The organism is Streptomyces sp. NPDC001852 (genome assembly GCF_042891825.1).
In the GTDB taxonomy this organism is placed as follows: domain Bacteria; phylum Actinomycetota; class Actinomycetes; order Streptomycetales; family Streptomycetaceae; genus Streptomyces.
The window spans coordinates 12,988-35,343 of the sequence record NZ_JBIATN010000053.1 but is presented as its reverse complement, the minus strand read 5'-3'; the positions used below and the strand labels follow the sequence as shown (position 1 = coordinate 35,343).

19 protein-coding genes and 2 pseudogenes are annotated in these 22,356 nt (G+C 72.0%); 9 read left to right on the top strand and 12 right to left on the bottom strand.

The window, feature by feature from the left end; translation table 11 throughout:
- The 3 genes from ACFYZB_RS44170 to ACFYZB_RS44160 form a co-directional block, all read right to left on the bottom strand.
- A partial coding sequence (locus tag ACFYZB_RS44170; RefSeq protein WP_388767537.1) for a pirin family protein occupies positions 1-903 on the bottom strand: 903 nt, incomplete at its 3' end.
- 95 nt (positions 904-998) lie between these two features.
- Complete coding sequence (locus ACFYZB_RS44165; protein ID WP_388767536.1) at positions 999-1,337, bottom strand: hypothetical protein; 339 nt, start codon at positions 1,335-1,337, stop codon at positions 999-1,001.
- Positions 1,334-2,044, bottom strand: a complete 711-nt coding sequence (locus tag ACFYZB_RS44160) for an RNA polymerase sigma factor (RefSeq protein WP_388767534.1) — start codon at positions 2,042-2,044, stop codon at positions 1,334-1,336. The genes ACFYZB_RS44165 and ACFYZB_RS44160 overlap by 4 nt, the downstream gene beginning before the upstream one ends.
- A 632-nt stretch (positions 2,045-2,676) precedes the next feature.
- Between ACFYZB_RS44160 and ACFYZB_RS44155 the strand changes: the two are divergent.
- Positions 2,677-2,899, top strand: a pseudogene (locus tag ACFYZB_RS44155) (hypothetical protein).
- Between the two features lie 167 nt (positions 2,900-3,066).
- Here the strand turns inward: ACFYZB_RS44155 and ACFYZB_RS44150 are convergent.
- Positions 3,067-4,422, bottom strand: a complete 1,356-nt coding sequence (locus tag ACFYZB_RS44150; RefSeq protein ID WP_388767533.1) for a VWA domain-containing protein — start codon at positions 4,420-4,422, stop codon at positions 3,067-3,069.
- On the bottom strand, positions 4,419-5,276 hold the full coding sequence (locus ACFYZB_RS44145) for an AAA family ATPase (RefSeq protein ID WP_388767532.1): 858 nt from the start codon (positions 5,274-5,276) through the stop codon (positions 4,419-4,421). Before ACFYZB_RS44145 ends, ACFYZB_RS44150 begins: the two co-directional genes overlap by 4 nt.
- 125 nt (positions 5,277-5,401) lie before the next feature.
- Between ACFYZB_RS44145 and ACFYZB_RS44140 the strand changes: the two genes are divergently transcribed.
- From ACFYZB_RS44140 to ACFYZB_RS44125, 4 genes are all read left to right on the top strand, one after another.
- Positions 5,402-5,974, top strand: a complete 573-nt coding sequence (locus ACFYZB_RS44140) for a TetR/AcrR family transcriptional regulator (RefSeq protein ID WP_388767531.1) — start codon at positions 5,402-5,404, stop codon at positions 5,972-5,974.
- An 82-nt stretch (positions 5,975-6,056) separates the two neighbouring features.
- Complete coding sequence (locus tag ACFYZB_RS44135; RefSeq protein ID WP_388767529.1) at positions 6,057-6,800, top strand: ABC transporter permease; 744 nt, start codon at positions 6,057-6,059, stop codon at positions 6,798-6,800.
- Positions 6,797-7,468 carry an ABC transporter permease gene (locus ACFYZB_RS44130; protein WP_351215877.1) on the top strand — a complete coding sequence of 224 codons (672 nt, stop codon included), beginning with the start codon at positions 6,797-6,799 and terminating at the stop codon, positions 7,466-7,468. The genes ACFYZB_RS44135 and ACFYZB_RS44130 overlap by 4 nt, the downstream gene beginning before the upstream one ends.
- Positions 7,465-8,409 carry an ABC transporter substrate-binding protein gene (locus ACFYZB_RS44125; RefSeq protein ID WP_388767527.1) on the top strand — a complete coding sequence of 315 codons (945 nt, stop codon included), beginning with the start codon at positions 7,465-7,467 and terminating at the stop codon, positions 8,407-8,409. The genes ACFYZB_RS44130 and ACFYZB_RS44125 overlap by 4 nt, the downstream gene beginning before the upstream one ends.
- Before the next feature lie 36 nt (positions 8,410-8,445).
- On the opposite strand, the pseudogene ACFYZB_RS44120 reads toward ACFYZB_RS44125, so the two are convergent.
- Positions 8,446-9,569, bottom strand: a pseudogene (locus ACFYZB_RS44120) (ATP-binding cassette domain-containing protein).
- Between the two features lie 159 nt (positions 9,570-9,728).
- Between ACFYZB_RS44120 and ACFYZB_RS44115 the strand changes: the two are divergent.
- On the top strand, positions 9,729-10,778 hold the full coding sequence (locus tag ACFYZB_RS44115; protein ID WP_388767526.1) for an alpha/beta hydrolase: 1,050 nt from the start codon (positions 9,729-9,731) through the stop codon (positions 10,776-10,778).
- Positions 10,779-10,799: 21 nt separating this feature from the next.
- Here ACFYZB_RS44115 and ACFYZB_RS44110 read toward each other — a convergent pair whose 3' ends face one another.
- From ACFYZB_RS44110 to rhaI, 6 genes are all read right to left on the bottom strand, one after another.
- Positions 10,800-11,441 (bottom strand): lactate utilization protein C, encoded by a 642-nt coding sequence (locus ACFYZB_RS44110; RefSeq protein ID WP_388767525.1) that lies wholly within the window; start codon positions 11,439-11,441, stop codon positions 10,800-10,802.
- A complete protein-coding gene (locus ACFYZB_RS44105) occupies positions 11,438-12,916 on the bottom strand; it encodes a lactate utilization protein B (RefSeq protein WP_388767524.1) in 1,479 nt (492 codons plus the stop codon). Before ACFYZB_RS44105 ends, ACFYZB_RS44110 begins: the two co-directional genes overlap by 4 nt.
- Positions 12,913-13,668 (bottom strand): (Fe-S)-binding protein, encoded by a 756-nt coding sequence (locus ACFYZB_RS44100; RefSeq protein ID WP_388767523.1) that lies wholly within the window; start codon positions 13,666-13,668, stop codon positions 12,913-12,915. Before ACFYZB_RS44100 ends, ACFYZB_RS44105 begins: the two co-directional genes overlap by 4 nt.
- Positions 13,669-13,740: 72 nt before the next feature.
- The gene (locus tag ACFYZB_RS44095) at positions 13,741-15,177 is read right to left on the bottom strand and encodes a rhamnulokinase family protein (protein ID WP_388767539.1); all 1,437 of its coding nucleotides are present in this window, start codon (positions 15,175-15,177) and stop codon (positions 13,741-13,743) included.
- A gap of 8 nt (positions 15,178-15,185) precedes the next feature.
- Positions 15,186-17,225 carry a bifunctional aldolase/short-chain dehydrogenase gene (locus ACFYZB_RS44090; protein WP_388767522.1) on the bottom strand — a complete coding sequence of 680 codons (2,040 nt, stop codon included), beginning with the start codon at positions 17,223-17,225 and terminating at the stop codon, positions 15,186-15,188.
- 107 nt (positions 17,226-17,332) lie between these two features.
- Complete coding sequence (rhaI, locus tag ACFYZB_RS44085) at positions 17,333-18,493, bottom strand: L-rhamnose isomerase (RefSeq protein WP_388767521.1); 1,161 nt, start codon at positions 18,491-18,493, stop codon at positions 17,333-17,335.
- A 263-nt stretch (positions 18,494-18,756) separates the two neighbouring features.
- Between rhaI and ACFYZB_RS44080 the strand changes: the two genes are divergently transcribed.
- From ACFYZB_RS44080 to ACFYZB_RS44070, 3 genes are read left to right on the top strand one after another with little or no spacing between them, the layout of a single operon-like run.
- Positions 18,757-20,274, top strand: coding sequence for a sugar ABC transporter ATP-binding protein (locus ACFYZB_RS44080; protein ID WP_351215860.1), 1,518 nt, complete (start codon positions 18,757-18,759; stop codon positions 20,272-20,274).
- Complete coding sequence (locus ACFYZB_RS44075) at positions 20,271-21,341, top strand: ABC transporter permease (protein ID WP_388767520.1); 1,071 nt, start codon at positions 20,271-20,273, stop codon at positions 21,339-21,341. The genes ACFYZB_RS44080 and ACFYZB_RS44075 overlap by 4 nt, the downstream gene beginning before the upstream one ends.
- Positions 21,334-22,326: an ABC transporter permease gene (locus ACFYZB_RS44070; RefSeq protein ID WP_388767519.1), complete on the top strand. Its 993-nt coding sequence runs from the start codon at positions 21,334-21,336 to the stop codon at positions 22,324-22,326. The genes ACFYZB_RS44075 and ACFYZB_RS44070 overlap by 8 nt, the downstream gene beginning before the upstream one ends.
- Positions 22,327-22,356 lie beyond the last annotated feature (30 nt).

Here is a 22,356-nt window from a genome sequence, read left to right as displayed (position 1 = left end):
CCCGTCGTAGCCCTTCACCTCGCCGAAACGGGGCCCCTTCATCCAGTCTTCGCGGGCCTGCTCGATCTCGGTCTGGGTGCGGGCCAGGAAGTTCCACCACATGAGCAGCTCTTCCGCGAACGGCTCCCCGCCCAGCAGCATGACTTTGGCGTCGGACTCGGCGCGCAGCGGGAGTTCGAGGCGTCCGCAGCCGAGGTAGAGCAGGGAACCGGGAAGCACCGGAACGCCGTCCACATGGACCTCGCCGGACATGGCCAGCACGCCGTACTCGAAGTCGGGCTCCAGGGGCAGCCGGACGTCGGCGCCCCGGGTGAGGGCGAGGTCGGCGCCGACGATCGGGGTGTACGTCGTACCGGGCGAGGCGGAGCCGTCGAGGTCGCCGAGGATCACCGTGGCGGTCAGGCCCGGGGCGGTGACCGTGGGCAGCTCGGGGTGGTGTTCGAACCTGGGGTCGGTGTGGCGGTGTTGGTCGGGCAGTGCCACCCACAGCTGGGCGCCGTGCAGGAAACGGGCGTGCGGGCGGGGGCTCTCCTCGGAGTGGCTGATCCCGCGGCCCGAGGTCATCAGGCCCAGTTCCCCGGGCCGGATCGTCTGCAGGCTGCCCGTCGAGTCGCGGTGCAGCACCTCGCCCTCGTGCAGCCAGCTGACCGTCTGCAGCCCGATGTGCGGGTGCGGCGGGACCTGCATGCCGGGCTCGTCGGCGATGTCGTCGGGCCCGTAGTGGTCGACGAAGGCCCACGCGCCGATCATCCGGCGGCCGAGGTTCGGCAGCAGCCGGCGTACCTCGGCCGACTCGCCGAGCCTGACCTGACGGGGACTCAGCAGTTCGCGGACGGGTTCGGCCACGACGAATCCGCGGCCGCCGCAGACGCTGGGCACGGGCGCGCGGTCAAGATTGCTCATGGCGCCCAACTTAGCGGGGCGGGCGTCGTACCGGTGAGTGCGGAAACGCGCATTTCCCTTGGTCAAGTCAATCAAGTGACTTACGGAATGCGGAGTCACGGTGGGGGCGCGCTCGGTGACGGCTCGGCCGTGGACGGGGTGACCGCGCTCGGAACCGGGGACGGCGTGCCGGTCGTCGGGTGCGGGGGGCGGGCCGGTTCGGTCGGGTAGGGTCGGCCGCCGCGGACCGTGAAGAACACCAGCGCGGCCACGGCGGCCAGCGCCAGCGCGCCCACCACGACACGGCGCAGCAACCGGCGGGGGAGCACCACCGCCGTCGGCGGCCGCAGCGGCCGCAGGTCGGCGGGGCCGACGGAGTGCGCCCGCGCGGCCAGCGCGGCCCGCAGCCGGTCCTCGACGGGCGTCTGCGCGGTCCCGGTACCGGACTCGTTCATCGCAGCCCCTCCAGACGTCGGCCGAGGGCGTCCAGGGCCCGGCTGGCCGTGGACTTGACGGCACCGCGTGACAGGCCGAGCGTCGCCGCGATCTCGGCCTCGCTGAGATGCGACCAGTACCGCAGCACCAGCACCTCCCGCTGCCGCCGGGTCAGGGTGCGCAGCGCCGCCAGCACCTCGCGGTGGTCCTCGTGCAGCAGCACGTCCTCCTCCGGGGCGGGTGCGTGCTGCTCGGGGGCGGGGGTGTGCGCCCGTACGGTCCTGCGCCGGCGCAGCACCGAGCGGGCCGCGTTGACGACGCTGGTCCTCAGATACGCCTCCGGGTCGTCGAGCGAGGCGAGCCGGTGACCGTGCCGGCGGAACAGCGCGGTGAAGGCGTCCTGCACCACGTCCTCGGCGGTGGGCAGGTCGTCCACCAGCAGCACCGCGAGCCGGACCAGGGCGAGCCGGCGGTGGTGGTACAACGCCTCGATCCCCGGCGGCTGTTCGGCGCCGGTCAGGGGTACCGCTCGAACCGCGCCGATGCCGGTGACGCCGGTACCGGGAGCCGGATCGACGGGTGTGCCCGCACCGGCGCGGGTGAGCAGGCGAGCGAGGGCTCGGGCGCGCACTGCCTGCGTGAACCGCCGCCAGGGTGTGGGGCGTTGAGGGATGCCGGACGCCCGGCCCCAGGGCAGGGCCGTCGGCGGTGGTGTGGCTGTCGTCATGGTTCTCCCGGAGCCGGAAGCGGGGCGCCGCCGAGCGACGGCCCGCTTCCGGCCCTGCCTAGGTGCTGCTGCTCAGTACTGCTGTGGAACCGGCGCCGGTGCGCCGATGCCGCGGCGCGGACCGTGCCCGTGCCGCGCCGGTGCGGGCAGGGGGCTCGGGGTGGCGCGGGTGGGTGACGGTACGGGGCTCGGGGTGGCGTGCGGGGGAGACGACGGCACGGGGCTCGGGGCGGCGCGGGTCGGCGCCGGTACCGGGGACGGGGTTGCCGTGCGGGCCGGTGACGGCACGGGGGACGGGGTTGCGGTGTGGATCGGTGAGGGTACCGGGGACGGGGTTGCGGTGTGGGCCGTTGACGGCGTGGGAGACGGGGTCGCGTGGCCGCCGTCCTGGGACGCCTGGGCGGTCATCGTGCCGGCGACGGCCAGGGCGGCGCCTACGGCGGAAACCCCCAGGGCGGCCCTCAGTCGGCGGGTAGGGCCGGGGCGGGATGTTCGGTGCGCTGACATGGGTTCCTTCGGTCGTTCGAGGTCGGACATCTGGTCGCAGGGGAGGCCTCCATCCCGACAGACGTCCGACCCCGGCCGAGGTTGCAGGCAATGACCGACCGATTTTCCGTGCCCGTCGTGGCTCCCTGGGGGACCGTCATCGCGTCCGGGGCCACCGGCGCGACTGCCCCCGCTGCCACCTCGAAGCCCTTCGCCTGACCGGGGTGGACTTCGCCGTGGCCACCTTCGAACCCGGTTGGCGCAGGCCGGAGTCCGTGGCGCCGATCGCACGCCTGGGTGGTGGGCGACGAGCAGGTCGTGGCCTTCGACTTCGCCGGGACGATGGCCAAGGAGTACGCGAAGGGCTGAGGGCGGGTACGGCGGTCCGCCCGCCCGCAGGACCGGGTCGCACACCGTGCGGCCCGGTCGTCGTGTCAGCGGCCCGAGGCGTGATCCGGGTCCGTCCCCGTCGCAGAGCGGTCACCGTGGATGCGTATGCCCTTCGCTGCCGATCGCCGTCGTTCGCGACCAGTCGCTCACACCGGCAGCAGCCGGGCGATCAGCGCGCTGAGCTGACGGGCCGTGCGGCACTCGTGCATCTCGACCAGCTCGGCGTACGCGGGCGCGGCCGAGTCGCCGGTGCCCCAGCGGTCCCGTGGCTCGGGGTTCAGCCAGTACACGCGGCGGGCCCGCCCGGCGACCTCGCGTACGGCGGCCAGGTTCGGGTCGCTCATGTTCGTCCGGGCGTCACCCAGGACGAACACGGTCGTGCGCGGGCCCACCGCGGCGCCGTACCGCTCCGCGAACTCGCCCAGTGCCATGCCGTAGTCGCTGCTGCCGTGCCAGCCGGTGAGCGTGGCCTCCGCGTGGATGCGGGCGCCGAGCCCGTCGGGGTCGGCGCGGCCGTGGGCGAGCAGGCCGGTCACCTCGTCGAGCCGGTTGACGAAGGCGAACACGCGGACCTTGCTGAACTGGTCGTGCAGCGCCTGCACCAGCAGCATCGTGAAGTCGGAGAAGCCCGACACGGAGCCGGACACGTCGCACAGCAGCACCAGTTCGGGGCGGACGGGGCGGCGCCGGCGCAGCACCGGCCGCATCGGCACCCCGCCCGTGGACAGCGAGGAGCGCAGGGTGCGGCGCAGGTCGACGGTGCCGCGCGCGGCCCGGCGCCGGCGCGCGGCGAGCCGGGTGGCCAGTTTGCGGGCGAGCGGCTGAACCGCCCTGCGCAGTTCGGCCAGTTGGTTTCGGTTCGCGTACAGGAAGTCCACCCGGTCCGCGGTCGGTACGACACCGCGCCGGGCGATCTGGTCCCGCCCACGCCGCTCGGCGACCCTGCGCCGGGCCTCTCCTCCCACCATCCGCCGGAACTCCTCGATGCGGCGGCGGATCTCGTCGTCCAGCAGCCGGTCCGCGAAGCCGGCACCACTCCCGCTCCCGCCCCGGACGTCCGCCCGCACCCGGGCCAACAGGGTCTGCGGGCGCAGCCGTTCCAGCGTCTGGTACGCCGACCAGCCGTCCGAGCCGGGTGTACTGCCGTAGCCGCCCATGCCGTCGACCGCCTCCACCGCCAACCGGGCCATCAGGGCACGGTCGTCCGCCGCCAGGGCCTGTGCCAGACGGTCGCGAAGCGCCTCGCGGTCGGCGGGCCCGCCGTGGTCCGGGCCACCGACCCCGCGCGGGAAGTACAGCTCGAAGACCGGGTCGAACACCGCCCGCTGACCGGGGCCGTGCAGCAGCGTCGCGGCCAGCCCCTCGCGCAGCCGCTCCCGGTCCGCGAGCCCCAGTGCCTCCACCGCGCGGGCCGCGTCCACGCTCTCGCCGGTGCCGATCCGCACCCCGTGCGCGCGCAGCGCCCCGACCAGCCCGGTGATCCGTTCGGCGACCTCGGTCACAGCGCGTCCAGGTCGAGCTTCGCCGCCGCCTTCTGGATGTCGTCCTGATGCTTGAGGATGACCCCGAGGCTGTCCCGTACCACCGTCTCGTCCAGGGTGTCGGCGCCCAGTGCCAGCAGGGTGCGCGCCCAGTCGATGGTCTCGGCGACGGACGGCACCTTGCGCAGGTCCATCGCGCGCAGCGCGCCGACCACCCGGACCACCGACTCGGCCAGCGCCGCGTCGAGACCGGGCACCTTCAGCCGTACGATCCGCCGCTCCAGCTCCTCCTCGGGGAAGCCGATGTGCAGGAACAGACAGCGGCGGCGCAGGGCCTCGGACAGCTCCCGGGCGGCGTTGGAGGTGAGGACGACGAACGGGCGCCGGGTCGCGGTGACCGTGCCCAGTTCCGGAACCGTGATCTGGAAGTCGCTGAGCACCTCCAGCAGCAGCCCCTCCATCTCGACGTCGGCCTTGTCGGTCTCGTCGATCAGCAGCACCGTCGGCTCGTCGCCGCGGATGGCGGTCAGCAGCGGGCGGGGGAGCAGGAACTCCTCGCTGAAGATGTCGGTGCGGGTCTCGTCCCAGTTCTCGTCGCGGCCCGCGCTGATCCGCAGCAGCTGCTTGGCGTGGTTCCACTCGTACAGCGCCCGGGACTCGTCCACGCCCTCGTAGCACTGCAGCCGCACCAGCCGGGCCCCGGCCACCTGCGCGACGGCCTTGGCCAGCTCGGTCTTGCCGACCCCGGCGGGGCCCTCCACCAGCAGCGGCTTGCCCAGCCGGCCGGCGAGGAAGACGGTCGTGGCGACGGCGGGCGAGGCGAGGTAGCCGGTCTCGGCGAGGCGGGCGGCGACGTCGTCGACGGACGTGAACAACGGGGCCTCCGGCGGGTCGGGAGAGGGGTGTCCGGGCACCTATCTAAGCGCTTGTTCAGTAGCTCTGTCCAGCGATATACACCGATCGGTTTCCATTCGTCCGCGCCGCCGGTTAACCTCGCTGCATGGCCTCCCCAGAGAAGGTGTCACCCCGCGACCGGCTGCTCGACGCGGCCGGCCGGCTCTCGTACCGCGACGGCGTCTCCGTCGGCATCGAGGCGCTGTGCCGGGAGGCCGGCGTCTCCAAGCGGTCGATGTACCAGCTCTTCGACAGCAAGGACGCCATGCTCGCCGCGAGCCTGGAGCGGCGCATCCCCGGATACGAGGCCCGGCTCGCGCACCCCGACCCGGAAGCCGCGACTCCACGCGAGCGCATCCTGTACGTCTTCGAACGCCTGGAGCGGGCCTCGGTGGACGCCGACTACCACGGCTGCCCCTATCTGGCCGTCCTGGTCGAGCTGAAGGACCCTGAGCACCCGGCGACCAAGGTCGCCCGAGGCGTCAAGCAACGGCTGACCGACGCCTTCCGCGCCGAGGCCGAACGCGGCGGCGCCCGCGCCCCCGACCTGCTCGCCCGCCAGCTCGTGCTGGTCTTCGACGGCGCCAGCGCCCGGGCCGGCGCGAAGGTCGAGCACCTGGACGACGGACTGGCCACGACGACGGTGACGGCGCTGCTGGACGCGGCGGGGATGGACTGAGCGGTGCCCCTCCCGGGCGCTGCCGAACCCGGACGGGGCAGCCCAACGCGCCGCCCCGTCGCCCGCCCGGTCCAATGAAACCGTGACCGCGCCCCCGGACGACTGCCTCGCGCGCAACGAATGGATCTGCGGCGCCTATCTCAGCACCCGCCGCCAGATCCTCCTCGACGCGGTCGTGCAGCACCTCCAGCTGACCGTCCTGTCGGTCCTCATCGGCCTGGCCATCGCCCTGCCGCTCGCGGTGCTGGCCCGCCGCTGGGGCTGGACGGCCGGGCCGGTGCTCGCCGTGACGACGGTCCTCTACACGATCCCCTCGCTGGCCATGTTCTCCCTGCTCCTGCCCCTGTACGGCCTCTCGGCCACCCTCGTCGTCGCCGGCCTCGTGCTGTACTCGCTGACCCTGCTCGTCCGGAACATCCTCGCGGGCCTGCGCGCCGTCCCCGAGGAGACCCGGCAGGCCGCGCGCGGCCTCGGCTACGGCCCGATCCGGCTGCTGCTCACCGTGGAACTGCCCCTCGCGCTGCCCGCCGCCATGGCCGGCCTGCGCATCGCCACCGTCTCGACGGTCTCCCTGGTCACGGTCGGCGCGATCGTCGGCTTCGGCGGGCTGGGCAATCTCATCTACGCGGGCATGAACACCTACTTCAAGGCCCAGGTGCTCACCGCGTCCGTGCTCTGCGTGCTGATCGCCGTCGCCGCCGACCTGCTCCTGCTCGGCGTGCAGTGGCTGATCACGCCGTGGACCCGGGCGGCCCGAGCACGGGCGCCCGCAGGACGACGGCGGCCGCGCGCGAGGGTCCTCGGGGCGAAGGCGGGCCGGGCATGACCACGCTCACCGCGACCTGGCAGTGGCTCGCCGACCCCGCGCACTGGTCGGGTGACGACGGCGTCCGGCACCGACTGCTGCAGCACCTGGTGCTCACCGTCGTCTGCCTGTTCCTCAGCTGTCTGATCGCGCTGCCCGTCGCCCTGGTCCTCGGCCACCTCGGCAAGGGCGGCGCGCTCGCCGTCAACATCTCCAACGTCGGCCGGGCCGTGCCCACGTTCGCCGTCCTGGTCCTGCTGCTCCTCACCCCGGTCGGCCAGTGGGGCGAGGGGCCCACCGTGGTGGCCCTGGTGCTGTTCGCCGTACCGCCCCTGCTCACCAACGCCTACGTCGGCATGCGCGAGGTCGACCGCGGCGTCGTACAGGCGGCCCGGGGGATGGGGATGACCGGACGGCAGCTGCTGCTGCGGGTCGAACTGCCCCTCGCGCTGCCGATGGTCGTGAGCGGGGTGCGGATCGCCGCCGTCCAGCTCGTCGCCACCGCCACCATCGCCGCGCTCGCGGGAGGCGGCGGTCTCGGCCGGATCATCACCGCCGGCTTCAACCTCGCCAGCACGCCCCAGGTGGTCGCGGGCGCCCTGCTCGTCGCCGGGTTCGCACTCGTCGTCGAGGGCGTCTTCGAGATCGCCGAGCGACTGGCACCGGCGTGGGTGCGGGGCGGCCGATGAGAAGAGCCCTCACAGCCCTGCCAGCCCTCACCCTGCTCACGGTCACCGCCTGCACCACCGGCCCTTCCCTGGAGAACCGTGGCCAGGTCACCGCCCCACCCGGCGACAGCCACCACCTCACCATCGGCTCGGCCGGCTTCACCGAGAGCGATCTGCTCGCCCAGATGTACGCCCAGTTGCTGAACCAGGCCGGCTACAAGACCTCCCTGCTCACCGTCAACAACCGGGAGCTGTACGAACCCGCGCTGGAATCCGGCCAGATCGACGTCGTCCCCGAGTACGCGGCCACCTTCGCCGACTGGCTGAACGCCAAGACCCACGGCGCCGACGCCGAAACCGTCGGCTCACCCGACCTCGGCAGGACGATGACCGCACTGCGGCGACTCGCCACGCCCCGCGGCCTCACCGTCCTCGCGCCCGGCCGTGCGGTCGACCAGAACGCCTTCGCGGTGCGCGCGGACTACGCCCGCCGCCACGGCCTGAAGACCCTCAGCGACCTCGGCGCGGCGAAGCTGAAGGTGCGCATCGCGGCCGGCGACGAGTGCGTGCGACGGCCGTACTGCGAGCCGGGGCTGAGAAGCGTGTACGGCATCGACATCACCGGTGTCGATCCCAAGGGAGTCGGCACCACGCAGGCCAAACGGGCCGTGCAGGAGGGCCGGGACCAGATGGTGCTGATCACCACCACGGACGCCACCCTCGACGCCTTCGGCCTGGTCCTGCTCGCGGACGACAAGCACCTGCAGAACGCCGACTACGTGGTTCCGGTGGTCAACCGCGCCCGGGCCGGCAGCGCGGGGGTGGCGAAGGCGCTGGGCAGGCTCAACGACGTGCTCACCACACGCGACCTGGCCGACCTGAACCAGCGGGTCGACAGCTGGCGCAGGCTGCCCGCCGACGTGGCCCGCGCCTATCTGACGGACAAGGGGCTGCTGAAGTGACTCCGAAGGCCGAGGGGGCGTTCGACCGCCCCGGGGTCAGGCGTCCGCCACCGACTCGAACGACACCTGCCCCCGGGCCACGCCCCGCGCATCCGCGTCCACCGAGCGGCGCAGGGCCTCGTGCAGCTTCGCCGGGGTGAGCACGCCGAGGAAGCGCGCGCCGTCCAGCACCGCGACCCACCCGGCGTCGTACTGGAGCATCACGCCGAACGCCTGCTTGAGCGGCGCGCCCACCGGCACCCACGCGGTCATCCGGTGGGTCACCTCCCCGACCGTGCCGCCCGCCGTCAGTTCCTCGAGACCGGCCCAGCCGTGCAGGTCGCCGTGCGCGTCGAGGACCACGGCCCAGCGGGCGCCCTCGGCCCGCAGCCGCTCGACGGCCCGGTCGGCGGGTTCGTCCAGGCGGGCGACGGGCGGCTGTTCCAGGTCGTCCGGCTCGATCGTGGTGACCGACAGCCGCTTCAGGCCCCGGTCGGCGCCCACGAAGGAGGCGACGTACGGGGTCGCGGGCGCACCGAGCACCGCGCCGGGCGTGTCGAACTGCTCGATGCGGCCCTGCCCGTACACGGCGATCCGGTCACCGAGCCGCACCGCCTCCTCGATGTCGTGCGTGACGAGCAGCACGGTCTTGCGCACCGCGGCCTGCATCCGCAGGAACTCGTCCTGCAACTGCTCGCGCACCACCGGGTCGACCGCGCCGAACGGCTCGTCCATCAGCAGCACCGGTGGATCCGCGGCGAGGGCCCGCGCCACCCCCACCCGCTGCCGCTGGCCCCCGTCCTCGGGTCGAGCCCCACCAGGTCCAGCAGTTCGGCGGCGCGCGCCCGCGCCCTGGCCCGCTTCCAGCCGAGCAGCGCGGGCACGGTCGCGGTGTTGTCCAGGACGGTGCGATGCGGAAAGAGGCCCACCTGCTGGATGACGTACCCGATGCGCCGGCGCAGCCGCACCGGATCGACCGAGGCGATGTCCTCGCCGTCGACGAAGATCCGGCCCGAGGTCGGCTCGATCAGCCGGTTGACCATCATCATGGTCGTCGTCTTGCCGCAGCCGGACGGGCCGACGAGCGTGACCAGCTCACCCTCGGGCACCTCGAAGGAGAGGTCGTCCACGGCCGTCGTACCGTCCGGATAGCGCTTGGTGACCTGCTCGAACCGGATCATGTCCTCACGCTAGCGGGGCCGCTCCAAGCACGCTCGGCGACGAGGTGAGACGAAGGCCATGGTGGCCGGAACCGGCTTGGATCAACGCGTCTGACTGTGATTGCGTTGCAACCAGACATCGTCACTCATCACGGACGTGCCGGAGGTTGACCCTTGAGCTTGACGGGAACACCGTTCTTCGTCCTGCTGATCGCAGCCACGGCAGTCTGCGTGGTCGGGACCATGGTGCTGTGGTCGGTCGTCAGGGGGCCGCGGCCGCTGCGCTGGCTGGTGCGGTTCCTGATGATCGGCCTGTGCCAGCTCACCGCGATCTCCGTGGTCGCGACGTGGATCAACAACGACTACGGCCTCTACGCCTCCTGGGCCGACCTGCTGGGCCGCAACAACGGGGCCGTGGCCATGCCCGGACCCCCGGCGGACCGCGCCAAGTTCACCCACACCGAAACCGGACTGCTGGACACGTACTTCCGCGGCCGGCATTCGGCCCTGTCCGGACAGGTCATCGTCTGGACACCGCCGGAGTACAACCAGCCCCGGTACCGCCACACCCGCTTCCCGGTCGTGCTGCTCCTGCACGGCGTACCGGGCGGCCCCGCTTCCTGGCTGGAGCACGGCGGTATGCCCGGGGACTTCGAGCGGCTCATGAAAGCACGCACCAGCCATCCCTTCATCCTGGCCATGCCCGTGGTCGACCCGGGCGGTATCGACACCGACTGCACCGACGAACCCGGCCGGAAAGTGGCCACCTGGATGGCGGCCGACGTACCGGAACTGCTCGGCCACAAGTTCCGTACCCTGCGCGGAGCCAAGGGCTGGGGCGTGATGGGCTTCTCCACCGGAGGCTTCTGCGCCGCCCGGCTTCCGCTTGCCTATCCCAAGGTCTTCGCGGCGGGCGCCGCACTGGACCCCGACCCGCTCACCGGAGACAAGGGCGTGATCGGCGACCCAAAGGTGCGCAGGCTGACCAGCCCCACGTACATGGTGCGGCACACCAAGGCTTCGGTCGGTCTGTTCCTGGCCACGTCCGCCCAGGACCGCCTCAGCCCGCCGCACTACATCGAGCAGTTCACGCGGGCCGCGGCCGGCACCGCCGTCCAGCCCCGGACCCTGGTGCTGCCCGAGGGCGGCCACAACTACAACACCTGGACACGGCTGTATCCGGCCGCCTTCGGCTTCCTCAGCCGCAACACCAGCGCACCGAAGGGGTGACACGGCGGAAGTGACATCGGGTCAGCTCAGCAGGATCACTTCCAGGGTGCGCGGACCGTGCACGCCCTCCACCCGGTCCAGCTCGATGTCGCTCGTGGCCGACGGACCGGAGATCCACGTCAACGGGCGGGTCGGGTCGAGGCGTTCGAGGGCCTGCGGGACCGAGGAGACCACCTGGTCCGGGACGCGGACGACACAGATGTGGTGGTCCGGGATGAGCGAGATACGGCGCCGGCCCTGGTCGGGGGAGCCGTCCAGGACGATCGTCCCGGTCTCCGCGATCGCCACGGCACAGCCCGTCACCACGCTGCCCACCCGGTCCAGCCGCTGCGGTGTGCTCACTGCCCGGTCGTGGATCCGCACCGGGTCCGCGGCGGACATCCACTCCGGCGGCAGCCCGGGAGGCACCAGCACCTCCTGGCACCCGCGCTCGTTCAGCAGCCGCATCACGAGGTACGGCAGCTCCTCGGCGTCGCTGCGGTGCACGATCGCCCGGTAGTCCGCGAGGTTCTCGGCCAGTAGCTCCACCGTCTGCCCGGTCGTGCGGCCCCCGTGCTCCCGCAGGTAGTCCCGGTCCACGGCCTCCTCGTACGGCCGCTCGTCCGGAGCCACGTCGGCGAGCGCGCGCCGTACCCGGCCCAGGATCCGTTCCCTGCTGCTCACTTGGTGCCGTCCTTTCCACCGCGGGTGCGCTGCCACCAGTCCCGGAAGGGCTCCGCCGGTACGGCGGGCAGGTCCCGGGTGCCGCTCCAGGCTCTGCCCGGCCCCGGCAGGGCGCGCGGGTGCAGCCGGCGGGTGCGGGAGGCGAGCCGCTGTCCGGTGCGCAGGGCGCCGGGGTGGGTGAACGCCCAGCGCGCCGCGCGCATCGCCGCCCGCTCGGCCGCATGCCCCTTGGCCGGTTTCAGCACGACCCTGTTGCCCTGCCGGACCGCCGGGCCGCCTTCCACGACCCGCTCCCGCAGATGCACCAGCACCTCGGGGATGTCGATGGCGACCGGGCACACCTCGTAGCAGGCGCCGCACAGACTCGACGCGTACGGCAGCGAGGCGTCGATCTCGCTCGCCGTCCCACGGAGTTGGGGGCTGAGGATCGCGCCGATCGGGCCCGGATAGACCGAGCCGTAGGCGTGGCCGCCCGCCCGCTCGTACACCGGGCACACGTTCAGGCAGGCCGAGCAGCGGATGCAGCGCAGGGCCTGGCGGCCGACCCGGTCGGCGAGGGTGTCGGTGCGGCCGTTGTCGAGCAGGACGAGGTGGAAGGTCCGGGGTCCGTCGTCGCCGGATGTGCCGGTCCACATCGACGTGTAGGGGTTCATGCGCTCGGCGGTGGAGGAGCGGGGGAGGGTCTGCAGGAAGACCTCCAGGTCCCGCCAGGTGGGGACGACCTTCTCGATGCCGACGACCGAGATCAGCCTCTCCGGCAGGGTCAGGCACATCCGGCCGTTGCCCTCGGACTCCACGACGACGAGGGTGCCGGTCTCGGCGACCATGAAGTTCGCGCCGGAGATGCCGACCTTGGCGCGCAGGAACTTCTCCCGCAGGTGCAGCCTGGCGGCCTCGGCGAGTTCGGCGGGGGTGTCGGTCAGGTCCTCCGGGGCCGGGCGGCCCCACGCGGCCATCTCGGAGCGGAAGATGTCCCGGATCTCGCCCCGGTTGCGGTGGATGGCCGGCACCAGGATGTGCGAGGGCCGGTCCCTGCCCAACTGCACGATCAGCTCGGCGAGATCGGTCTCGTAGGCGCGGACGCCCTCCTTCTCGAGGGCCTCGTTGAGCCCGATCTCCTGTGTGGCCATCGACTTGACCTTGACGACCTCCGACTCGCCGGTCGCCTTCACCAGGCCGGCGACGATCCGGTTGGCCTCCTCGGCGTCCGCGGCCCAGTGGACCGTACCGCCCGCGGCGGTGACCGACTCCTCCAACTGCACCAGATAGCGGTCGAGATGGCGCAGGGTGTGGTCCTTGATCCGGCGACCGGCCTCGCGCAGTGCCGCCCAGTCGTCCAGCTCGGCCACCGCGCGGGCCCGTTTGGCACGGATGGTGTGCGTGGCGTGCCGCAGGTTGCCGCGCAGGGTCGGGTCGCCCAGGGCGTCGTGAGCCGCCTTCGGAAAGGCCGGCATGCCGACGAACGTTCCGCTCATGCCGCCGGTTCCTCCTCCGTGCTCGCCAGGATCTCCGCGATGTGTACCGGCCGCATGCCCACGTCCAGGCGGCTCATGGTGCCCCCGATGTGCATCAGACACGAGTTGTCCGCCGCGCACAGCACCTCCGCGCCGGTCGACGCGGCGCTGCGCACCTTGTCCGCGCCCATCGCCGCCGAGACTCCGGCGTTCTTCAGCGCGAACGTGCCACCGAAACCGCAGCACTCCTCGGCGCCCGGCAGTTCCACCAACTCCAGCCCCTTGACCGCCTGGAGCAGCCGGCGCGGCCGGTCGCCGAGTCGGAGGCCGCGCAGTCCGTGACAGGTCGGGTGATAGGTGACCTTGTGGGGGTAGTGGGCACCGACGTCCGTCACCCCGAGCACGTCCACCAGGAACTCCGTCAGCTCGTACGTCTTCGGCACCACCGGCGCCAGCGTCCGCGCCAGCGAGTCCCCCCGCCCCTCGGCGCGTGCCCGCTCGCCCATCCGCGGATACAGCTCGCGCACCATCGCCCCGCAGGATCCGGACGGAGTGACGATCGCGTCGTACTCGCCGAAGACATCGGAGAAGTGCCGGGCGAGCGGCTCGGCCTCGTGCCGGTAACCGGTGTTGTAGTGCGCCTGCCCGCAGCAGCTCTGGCCCATCGGGAAGTCGACGTCGACACCCAGTCTGGTCAGCAGCTTCACCACGGCGCGGCCGGTGTCCGGATAGAGCGTGTCGTTGACACAGGTCAGGAACAGGGCGACACGCATCGCGGCTCCTAGGGGTCGGTCATCGGACGAGTGCAGGGTAGTGGGCGAATACCGTCGAAGGGAGACCGCCGCTCACCGTGGGGCGAGCCGCGCCTCCGCCTCCCGCCAGCGCGCGCCGTCACCACGGGGCGCGTACCGGGTCAGCGGCTGGGTACGGGTGAGCAGCCGGCGCATCGCGGCCAGGTCACCGACGAGCCCGTGGGCACGGGCCTGGACCAGGACGTTGCCGAGGGCCGCCGCCTCCGTCGCACCGGCGACCACGGGCAGCCCGCAGGCGTCGGCGGTCAGCTGGCACAGCAGCGCGTTGCGGGTGCCGCCGCCGACGAGGTACACCACGTCCACCGGGTGGTCGGCCAGCCGCTGTGCGTCCTCGACGGCCCGCCGGTGGGCGAGGGCCAGCGAGTCCAGGATGCACCGGGTGACCTCGGCCCGCGTCGCCGGGACCGGCTGCCCGGACGCCCGGCACGCCTCGGCGATCCGCTCCGGCATACGCCCCGGCGCGAGGAACGTCTCGTCCCCGGCGTCGACCACCGAGCGCAGCGCGGGCACGGCGCCGGCCTCGCGCAACAGCCGGCCCAGGTCCGGCTCGCCCCAGGCTCGTTGGCACTCCTGGAGCAGCCACAGCCCCATGATGTTGCGCAGATACCGGACCGTGCCGTCGAGCCCCAGCTCGTTGGTGAAGTTCGCGGTCCGGCTCTCCTCGGTGAGCACCGGAGCGGTCAGCTCCAGTCCCGCCAGGGACCAGGTACCGGTGCAGATGTAGGCGAAGGTCCCGCCGGTGGCCGGGACGGCGGCCACCGCGGAGGCGGTGTCGTGCGAGCCGACGGCCGTCACCGGCACCGGACCGGTCAGCCCGGTCTCCTCCAGCACCTGAGGCCGCAGCACCCCGGCCGGGTCGCCGGGCTGCCGCAGCGGCGCGAACAGGCCGAGGTCGACACCGAGGCGGTGGGCGAGGTCGTACGACCACGTCCGCGTCCGGGGGTCGATCAGCTGGGTCGTCGAGGCGTTGGTCAGCTCGGTGCCCTGTTCGCCGGTCAGCCAGTACGACATCAGATCCGGGACGAGCAACACCCGCTCGGCATAGGACAGTTGGCGCCTCCCGCGGGCGGCCGTGAGCTGGTACAGGGTGTTGAAGGGCGCGTACTGGATGCCCGTCGCCGCGTACAGCTCGGCGGCCGGCACGGTCGCCCACACCTTCTCCGCGACGCCCTCGGTGCGGGCGTCGCGATAGTGCACCGGGTTGCCCAGCAGGGCGCCGTCCGCGTCCAGCAGGCCGTAGTCGACGGCCCAGCTGTCGATGCCGACGGAATCCACCTGGCCCGCCGTCCGCAGCCCCTGAAGGATCCCGTCGTACAGCGCGAGGACGTCCCAGTGCAGCCCCTCCGCGAGGCGCACCGGGCGGTTGGGGAACCGGTGCGCCTCGCTCAGTTCCAGCGAGTCCGGGCTCACCCGGCCGACCATCACCCGCCCGCTGGAGGCGCCGAGATCGACCGCGGCGTACGACTGCACGAGCCCGCTCACCGCAGGAACGCGGCCGCCACACCCGCGTCGACCGGGACGTGCAGCCCGGTGGTGTGGGTCAGCTCGCCGCCGGTCAGCGCGAAGACGGCGTTCGCGACATGCTCCGGCAGCACCTCCCGCTTGAGGATGGTCCGCTGGGCGTAGAACTCGCCCAGCTTCTCCTCCGGCACCCCGTACACCGCGGCCCGCTGTGCACCCCAGCCGCCCGCGAAGATCCCGGAACCGCGCACCACGCCGTCCGGGTTGACCCCGTTGACCCGGATGCCGTGCTCGCCCAACTCGGCGGCCAGCAGCCGTACTTGATGGGCCTGATCGGCCTTGGTGGCGGAGTAGGCGATGTTGTTCGGTCCGGCGAAGACCGCGTTCTTGGAGGCGATGTACACGATGTCACCGCCCAGCCCCTGCGCGATCATCACTCGCGCCGCCTCCCGCGAGACCAGGAAGGAACCGCGGGCCATGATGTCGTGCTGCAGGTCCCAGTCGCGCGCCGACGTCTCCAGCAGCGGCTTGGAGACGGAGATCCCGGCGTTGTTCACGACCAGGTCGACCCCGCCGAAGGCGAGCGCCGCCGCCTTGAAGGCCTCCGCGATCTGCTCCTCGGAGGTGACGTCGACGGTCACGGCGACCGCCCTGTCCGGCCCGCCCAGCTCCTCGGCCACGGCCCGGGCGTTGTCGGTGTTCAGATCGGCGACGACGACACACGCTCCCTCGGCCACCAGCCGGTGCGCGATGGCCCTGCCGATGCCGCTGCCCGCACCGGTCACCAGCGCCACCCGGGTCGCCAGCGGCTTCGGCCTCGGCATCCGCTGGAGCTTGGCCTCCTCCAGCGCCCAGTACTCGATGCGGAACTTCTCCGACTCCTCGATCGGCGCATACGTCGAGACCGCCTCCGCGCCCCGCATCACGTTGATGGCGTTGAGGTAGAACTCGCCGGCCACGCGAGCGGTCTGCTCGTCCTTGCCGAAGCCGAACATGCCCACACCGGGGACGAGCACGACGGCCGGGTCGGCGCCGCGCATGGCGGGGGAGTCGGCGGTCGCGTGCCGCTCGTAGTAGGCGGCGTACTCCTGCCGGTACTCGGCGTGCAACTCCTGCAGCCGGCCCACGGCCTCCTCCAGCGGCGCGGTCGGCGGCAGGTCCAGCACCAGCGGCCGTACCTTGGTCCGCAGGAAGTGGTCCGGGCACGACGTGCCCAGCGCCGCGAGCCGCGGGTGCTCGGCGCGGGCGAGGAAGTCCAGCACGGCGTCGGAGTCGTCGAAGTGCCCGACCTGCGCCCTGTCCCGCGAGGCGACGGCCCGGACGTACGGCGCCAGCGCCGCCGCCCGCTCCCGGCGCTCGGCCTCGGGGAGGGCCTCGTAGCCCTCGATCACCGGCCCGAAGGGCTCCGGCCTCCCGCGCTCGGCGAGAAACGCCTCCGCGGTACGGATGATGTGCAGCGAGTTGCGTTCGCACTCCTCGGAGCTGTCGCCCCAGGCGGTGATGCCGTGCCCGCCGAGGATGCAGCCGATCGCCTGCGGGTTGGCCTCCTTGACCGCCGCGATGTCCAGCCCGAGCTGGAAGCCGGGCCGCCGCCACGGCACCCACACCACGGCGTCCCCGAAGCACTCGGCCGTCAGTTTCTCCCCGTCGGCCGCGCAGGCGAGCGCGATCCCGGAGTCCGGGTGCAGGTGATCGACGTGGGCGGCGTCGACCAGTCCGTGCATCGCGGTGTCGATGGACGGCGCGGCCCCGCCCTTGCCGTGCAGGCAGTAGTCGAAGGCGGCGACCATCTCGTCCTCGTGCTCGACCCCGGGCCAGACGTCCCGCAGAGCCCGCAACCGGTCCAGCCGCAGCACGGCGAGCCCCGCCTCGGTGAGCGTCCCGAGATCCCCGCCCGATCCCTTGACCCACATCAGCTCGACATCGCCGCCGGTGACGGGATCGGTGCCGGTGCCCTTGGCGGAGGCGTTGCCGCCGGCGTAGTTGGTGTTGCGGGGGTCGGCGCCGAGGCGGTGGGAGCGGGCGAGGAGAGCGGCGGCCTGGGGATGGGTTGCCATGACGTACGGATCCTTTTCAGATGAGGGGGACAATCAGGGGCGCGGGGAACTGCGCGACAAGCCACGACGGTCCCGCAGCCCGCGACGGAACGGAAAGGGGCAGACACTCACGCCCCCCAACCGGCCTGCTGCCCTCCCACCCGCTCTGCAACGATCTTCTCGGCCCACCCGGACCGGGCGTACGCGGCAATGGGGTCCGGATCCAACCCCATCTCCTCCCGCACCTCACCGAGCAGCGGCCGTACATCCGTGTTGTACGCATCCATCAGCACGGCGTTCGCCCCGAGCACATCCCCCGAAACCTGAGCCTCGGCCAACGCCTCCCGGTCCACCAACAGAGCCTTGGCCGTCGCCTCCTGCACGTTCATCACCGACCGGATGATCGCCGGAATCTTCGCCTCGATGTTGTGGCACTGATCGAGCATGAACGCGACGTCCGGCCCGAACCCGCCCCCACGCACGACCTCGTACATGATCCGGAACAGCTGGAACGGATCGGCCGCCCCGACCATCAGGTCGTCGTCGGCGTAGAACCGGGAGTTGAAGTCGAAGCCGCCCAGCTTCCCCTCCCGCAGCAGCGTGGCCACGATGAACTCGATGTTGGTCCCCGGAGCGTGATGCCCGGTGTCGACCACGACCTGCGCCTTCGGGCCCAGCTTCAGGCAGTGCGCGTACGCCGTCCCCCAGTCCGGGACATCGGTCGTGTAGAAGGCCGGCTCGAAGAGCTTGTACTCCAGCAGCATCCGCTGCCCGTCACCGAGCCGCTCGTAGACCTCGGCCAGTCCCTCCGCCAGCCGGTCCTGCCGTCCCCGCACATCGTCCTGCCCGGGATAGTTCGTGCCGTCGGCGAACCACAGCTTCAGATCGGCGGAGCCCGTCGCGTCCATGATGTCGACGCACTCCAGCAGATGGCCGACGGCCTTGCGCCGCACCGCCGCGTCCGGATGACAGATGCTGCCCAGCTTGTAGTCGTCGTCCTGGAACGTGTTGGAGTTGATCGCCCCGACCCGCACTCCACGGTCCTCGGCGAACTTCGCCAGGGCGCCGTAGTCCTCGACCTCGTCCCACGGAATGTGGAGGGCGACGGTCGGCGCGACGCCGGTGAACTCGTGCACCTTGGCCGCGTCCTCGAGCTTCTCCTGCGCCGTCCGGGGCACACCGGCCTGCGCGAACACCTTGAAGCGCGTCCCCGAGTTCCCGTACGCCCACGACGGCGTCTCGACGGCCTGGGTCTTGAGCGCGGCCTTCACCGCGGCGAGGTCGGTCACTTCGGGCTCCTGTGGCATCGGACCTGAAAGGCCTCGTGTGAAACGATTCAGGATGGGAAGGTATGAGCCCCCCAGGGGCGTGTCAAGCCCTGCGGTCAGGTCTGTTTTCTGTGACCTGGCGGTGACCTTCGACTATCGAAATCTTTTCGAGCGATAGCCATTGACGTGACATGTCTGCCATGCCTAACGTCCCGGCCATCCAGTTGAAACCTTTCACGACGCTGCGAGGGCTTCGTCCAGCCGGCGTTGTCGAGGAGCCACCCATGACCCACCCGTCCGACACGGGACCGGCCCCGGTGCTGGCGCTGAGGGACGTCGCCAAGTCCTTCGGTGCCGTACGCGCCCTGCGGGGCGTCTCCCTCGAGCTGTTCGCCGGAGAGGTCCACGCCCTCGCCGGTGAGAACGGCGCGGGCAAGTCGACCCTGATCAAGACGCTTGCCGGGGTGCACCGTCCGGATGCCGGCCAGGTGCTGCTCGACGGTCAGCCCGCACAGTTCCACGGGCCCGGTGACGCCCGCGACGCCGGGATCGCCGTGATCTACCAGGAGCCCACGCTCTTTCCCGACCTGTCGATCGCCGAGAACATCTTCATGGGCCGCCGGCCCCGGCGCGCGCTCGGCCGTATCGACCACAAGGCCACCCGCGAGGCCACCGCCGCCCTGATGAAGCGGCTCGGCGTCGACCTCGACCCCGACCGCCCGGCACGCGGTCTGTCCATCGCCGACCAGCAGATCGTGGAGATCGCCAAGGCGCTCTCCTTCGACGCCCGGGTCCTGATCATGGACGAGCCGACGGCGGCGCTCACCGGCAGCGAGGTCGCCCGGCTCTTCGGCGTCGTGCGCACCCTGCGCGAACAGGGTGCGGCGGTGCTGTTCATCTCCCACCGGCTGGAGGAGATCTTCGAGATCTGCCAGAAGGTGACCACCCTGCGCGACGGCGCCTGGATCGCGAGCGAGCCGCTGGCCGGCATGACCGAGGACGACCTGGTCCGCCGGATGGTCGGCCGCGAGCTCGACGAGCTGTACCCCAAGCAGGCGGTGGAGCCCGGCGAGGTGGCGTTGAGCGTCCGCCGGCTGACCCGCGAGGGCGTCTTCACGGACGTCTCCTTCCAGGTGCGGCGCGGTGAGATCGTCGGCCTCGCGGGGCTGGTCGGCGCCGGCCGCACCGAGGTCGCCCGCGCGGTGTTCGGCGTCGACCGCTGGGACGCCGGGGAGGTCGAGGTCGACGGCCGGAAACTCACCAACGGCGCGCCGTCCACCGCGATGGCCGCCGGGCTCGCCCTCGTCCCCGAGGACCGGCGTGCCCAGGGACTGGTGATGGACATGTCCATCGAGCGGAACATCGGCCTGACCGGGCTGCGCACCACCGTGAAGGCCGGGCTGGTGGACCGCGGTGCCGAGCGCAGCCGGTCGCTGGACTGGGCGGTGAGGCTCCAGGTGAAGTACGCCCGGATCGCCGACGCCGTCTCCACGCTCTCCGGCGGCAACCAGCAGAAGGTCGTCCTCGCCAAGTGGCTGGCCACCGACCCCAAGGTGCTGATCGTCGACGAGCCCACCCGGGGCATCGACGTCGGCACCAAGGCCGAGGTGCACCGGCTGCTGTCCCAGCTCGCCGCCGACGGGGTGGCGGTGCTGATGATCTCCTCCGACCTGCCGGAGATCCTCGGCATGGCCGACCGGGTGCTGGTGATGCACGAGGGCCGGCTCACCGCCGAGATCCCCCGTTCCGACGCCACCGAGGAAACCGTGATGGCCGCAGCCACCGGGAGGGCCGCCGCATGACGGTGACGACACCGAACCCCACCCCCGTCGCCGAGGCGCCCCCCTCCAGCGGCGCCCGGCTGGTCGACCGCGTCTTCAAGATGCGCGAACTCGCCATCCTGGTCGTCTTCCTGGTGATGATCGCGGTCACGCAGGCCGGCAACAGCCAGTTCCTGTCCGAGCAGGGCATCAAGGACCTGCTGCTGAACGCGACCATCCTGGTCCTGGTCGCCACCGGCCAGTCGGTGGTGGTCATCACCCGCAACGTCGACCTGTCCGTCGGCTCCACCCTGGGCATCAGCGCCTTCGCCGCCGGCACCTGTCTGCACGGCGGCGGCGGCCCGGCCGTCGCGATCGTCCTCGCGGTGCTGCTCGGCATCGGCTTCGGCCTGGTGAACGGCCTGCTGGTCAGCCTCGGCCAGGTGCCCGCGCTGGTGGTCACCCTGGGCACGCTGTACATCATCCGCGGCATCGACTCCATCTGGGTCGGCTCCCGCCAGATCACCGCGGCCGACCTGCCCGGAGGCTTCGTCGACTTCGGCTCCGGCGGCATCTCCGCGGTGCCGTACCTCGCGCTCATCGCCCTCGCCGTGCTGGTCGCCACCGCCTACTGCCTCAAGCACTTCGGCAGCGGCCGTGAGCTGTACGCCCTCGGCTCCAACCCGGAGGCCGCCCGGCTCGCCGGCATTCCCGTCAGGGCGCGCATCCTGCTCGCCTACACCTTCTGCGGCGCCCTCGCCGGCCTCGCCGGGGCCATGTACCTGGCCCGGTTCGGCAACGTCGACTCCGGCACCGGGAACGGCTACGAACTCACCGTCGTCAGCGCGGTCGTCGTCGGCGGTGTCGTCTTCACCGGCGGCTCGGGCAGCGTGTACGGCGCCGCGCTCGGCGCCCTGCTGCTGACCTCCATCAACAGCGTGCTGCCCGCGCTGGGTGTCAGCTCCGTGTGGGTGCTCGCCATCAACGGCGTACTGCTGCTCCTCGCCATCGCCGTCGACCGGATCGTGGCCCTGCGGGTGGCGGCCGCCCTGAAGAAGAAGTCGGCTTCCGCCAAGCCCGCCGTACAGAAGGGGGAGGCTCGTGCCTGAGTCCCTGACCCGTGCCGTCCGCTGGGACACGGTCGTCGGCGCCCTGCTGATCGTCCTGCTCCTGCTGTCCTTCTCCTTCGTCGACGGCTTCGGCAATGCACTGAACCTGTCGTTCCTGATCGGCAACACCCTGCCCATCGCGCTGATCGCCCTGCCGATGACCCTGCTGGTCGTCTCCGGCGAGATCGACCTGTCGGTGGCCTCCACGGCCGGACTGTCCGGCGCGGTGATGGGCAAGCTGTGGAACGACGGCATGGCCATCGAGACGATCATCCCGCTGTGCCTGCTGCTCGGCGTGGTGTGCGGGCTGGTCAACGGCCTGCTGGTGACCCGGCTCGGGCTGCCGTCCCTCGCCGTCACCATCGGCACCCTCGCCGCCTACCGGGGCATCGCCCAGATCGTCCTCGGCTCCGACGCGGTCACCGACTTCCCCGCCCAGTACCTCGACTTCGCCGCCGGACGGATCGGGAACTCCTTCCTCCCGCAGGCCTTCCTGCCCTTCCTGGTGTTGCTCGCCATCGCCGTCGTCGTCCTGCACGCCACCCCCTTCGGGCGGTCGCTGTTCGCGATCGGCGCCGGCCAGGAGGCCGCCCGGTTCGCCGGCATCCGGGTCAAGCGGGCCAAACTCCTGCTGTTCGTCGCCACCGGCCTCATGGCCTCCCTCACCGGCGTCTTCTGGGCCCTGCACTACGCCAGCGCCCGCTACGACAACGCGACGGGGCTCGAACTCTCGGTGGTGGCCGCGGTGTTGCTCGGCGGCATCGACTTCGACGGCGGCAAGGGAACCCTGGGCGGGGCCATCGCCGGGGTGTTCCTGCTCGGTGCCCTGCAGAACGTGATGAGCCTCCTCAACGTCTCCGCCCAGTCGCAGATCGTCGTCACCGGCGTGCTGCTCGTCATCTCGGTGCTCGGCCCCCGGGTCGCCCGCCAAGTCTCCGTCGCGGGGGCGGGCCGCAGAGCCGCCGCCTCGACCACGACGTCGTAAGTCCGCTCACCCTCGTAAAGGACCTACACC